The sequence below is a fragment of the Nitrosomonas sp. Nm33 genome (genome assembly GCF_900107265.1).
Lineage (GTDB): Bacteria > Pseudomonadota > Gammaproteobacteria > Burkholderiales > Nitrosomonadaceae > Nitrosomonas.
On record NZ_FNPJ01000141.1, the window covers coordinates 1 to 2,720 of the forward strand.

Annotated in this window: 3 protein-coding genes and 1 pseudogene; 1 reads left to right on the forward strand and 3 read right to left on the reverse strand. The window is 46.7% G+C overall.

What is annotated here, in order from left to right; all coding sequences use genetic code 11:
- Together BLV54_RS14985 and BLV54_RS17420 are read right to left on the reverse strand one after the other, a co-directional pair.
- Positions 1 to 197, reverse strand: a pseudogene (locus BLV54_RS14985) (winged helix-turn-helix domain-containing protein); the annotation flags it as partial.
- The gene (locus BLV54_RS17420; RefSeq protein ID WP_218132440.1) at positions 194 to 358 is read right to left on the reverse strand and encodes a hypothetical protein; all 165 of its coding nucleotides are present in this window, start codon (positions 356 to 358) and stop codon (positions 194 to 196) included. The gene BLV54_RS17420 and the pseudogene BLV54_RS14985, both read right to left, overlap by 4 nt.
- Positions 359 to 993: 635 nt before the next feature.
- On the opposite strand from BLV54_RS17420, the gene BLV54_RS14995 reads away from it, so the two are divergent.
- A complete protein-coding gene (locus BLV54_RS14995) occupies positions 994 to 1,815 on the forward strand; it encodes a methane monooxygenase/ammonia monooxygenase subunit C (RefSeq protein ID WP_090572383.1) in 822 nt (273 codons plus the stop codon).
- Positions 1,816 to 1,953: 138 nt separating this feature from the next.
- Here the strand turns inward: BLV54_RS14995 and BLV54_RS15000 are convergent, their stop codons facing one another.
- Positions 1,954 to 2,346, reverse strand: coding sequence for a transposase (locus BLV54_RS15000; protein ID WP_218132441.1), 393 nt, complete (start codon positions 2,344 to 2,346; stop codon positions 1,954 to 1,956).
- Positions 2,347 to 2,720: the final 374 nt, after the last annotated feature.

The window sequence follows — 2,720 nt, forward strand, 5'->3', positions numbered from 1 at the left end:
TTACGAAGGGCTCGTTTCATTCGAGGTGCCTCCTCCTCACAGCGAGCAACGCTACAGTAGCGCGTGCGCATGCTACACGTCCATCTAATGGAACGGCCAATAGCCTTCGCCGTTTCCTCTAACGACATTCCCAATTCCAAGGGCAGCGATACTGCTTGGGCCGCCCTCAACTCCTCCGCTGTTTTAGCTGTTCTCAATAATTCTCAGGCTGATACCAATTGATCTGTTCCACTCGCTTTTCTTGCCATGATTTTTTTCCTCGTAATTCATGGCTAGATTGTTTCATTTCTTCATCTTTCAATGCGAATTGGAATGACATCTGCTTTTCAGCAAATACAGCACCTCGCAAAATCATCATATAAATCAACCGTCATTGACTTCGTCTGCTTGCGCACGCTCTCCAACAGACGTCGAATATCTTCAAATGCCTCCCGACTCATGTCGCTTGGTATCTCTTTCCTCATTCCTGGAGTCTATGACATTCACATGATCGTGAACAGACTCTTAGATATTTCAAGCCTTGCTCCATCAGGAAAAATTTCTTGAGGGAACTTGGTTAATAAAAAAAGGTCTTTATATAAACTTCACAAAAAATTCACAAATTATTAATGACTAGCTGTACTTTGCTATACGTGATGTTTCAATTGCCACTAAAGAACAACATGGAAGAAAGAAAACTTGCTGTCATTTGATATTCCTGGGTATGGCAGTAGTGCTGTTTTGATCCGTGGAGCATGTAGATGTTACTGCGGTGACCATAGTACTGTAACCCTGGCTAAAACAAGGTCTCGCGACAAGGCATTGAAGTACCTTTAAGAAAGGTGAAACCATAATTAAAGAGGAGGAAAAAAGCCATGGATGCTTTAAAACCGGTGCTTCCGAAGATTTTCCGCTTCTGGAAGACTCTCGGTAGGACCGGAGCTGTTGTTTTTGTTCTTAATTTTTGAATTCCTTTTGGAATTTTGGATTATTTGCAAAAGAGGAGTTAATTAGATGAGTATTCCTGCACTTGGAAACAGATCGGTAGATAAAGCAGCGAAGGTAAGCAGTCTTGCCTATGACATGTCGGAATGGTATGACTCCAGGTTCTACAAGCTGGGTCTTCTGCCCATACTGGGAATAGCTATTTTCTGGATCTGGTTTCAGCGGACCTACGCCTACTCCCATGGGATGGACTCCATGGAACCAGAGTTTGATCAAATCTGGATGGGCCTATGGCGTTTCCAGATGATGCTCTGGCCGGCCCTGGCCCTGACAGTCTGGGGCTGGGTATGGAAGACGCGTGATACCAGGGAACAACTGGCAAACCTGCCGGTGAAAAAGGAAATCAAGCGGTACTTCTATTTCCTGATGTGGCTTGGCGTCTACATGTTTGCCGTCTACTGGGGGTCGAGCTTCTTCACCGAACAGGATGCTTCCTGGCATCAGGTGATCATTCGCGACACCAGTTTCACGCCCAGCCATATACCGCTGTTCTATGGCTCGTTCCCGATGTACATCATCATAGGAGTATCAACTTTCCTATATGCAAGGACGCGATTGCCGCTGTACAACAAGGGAACTTCGTTTCCGCTGGTGATGGCTATCGCTGGTCCGCTGATGAGCCTTCCGAACGTTGGCCTCAATGAATGGGGTCACGCCTTCTGGTTCATGGAGGAACTCTTCAGCGCACCGTTGCATTGGGGTTTCGTGGTGCTGGCATGGGCCGCCCTGTTCTCTGGCGGGGTTGCCGTCCAGGTTATTACACGGTTCTCCAATCTCCTGGATGTGCAATGGAACGAACAAAGCCGAGCGATTCTGGATGACGTTGTTTAAGTCCAGATTGTAACGAGCGTTGCATAGACCCATCCTCTTTCAATAAGGGGATGGGTTTTTTGTTATAAACCGATAGCCACAACGCCAAGATACGCACTTATATAGCCCAACCAGTTAGGAATGATCCAAAGAGCATTCTCATTGAAGAGGTTCTCGATGGAGCACTGAGATTTTCTGCGCAGAGCTTTTGATTGCGCCCATTTGTGTTCTATGAGGTTGAGGTCCGGAAAGTAAAACGGGCAGGTATTCGAGCACGTACCCAGCTTTGGCGATGACCTCATGGATATCCTGTCGTTTGTGGAAAGCAGCATTGTCCATCACGATGACGCAAGCCGGAGGAAGTTTGGGCAACAGGTCTTGCACGGTCCACGCGTAGAAAACGTCGGCATTAATGCTCGTCCTGAACAATCCGATGGTATGCAGGAATTCTCCGATCAGCGCACCGATGACGTTTGTCCGCGCTTTGGCATGCCAGTCCCGGACGCCGTAGCATCTTTGCCCCAGGGGAGCATATCCATGCATGCGCGGCATATCATGGGCAAACTCACTTTCATCAATGTAAACAATCGTGCGACCGACAGTTTCATACGCCTTGATTTTCTCCTGGAAGGCAAGCCGTGCGCGATCAACCGCTTTGGGTGCCGTAGTGTTTTTTTATAGGTTACAGGCAAGACAAAGAAAGAATTAGTCGAACAGGCTATTCTCGATTTAGCAGAAAAATTAGATTGCAGGTATGGTGATTAGGGTTACAGCGTAACGATTCAATCTCGGGTATTTTGTGAAATACCCTGCTAGTAACCTGTAAAAGCGATATAGCCAATCACATATAAATTGATTATAATTTGTGAATGACCTATCCAGTATCATTTCGCCGTAAGGTATTATCCGTTCGAGAGAAGGATGGC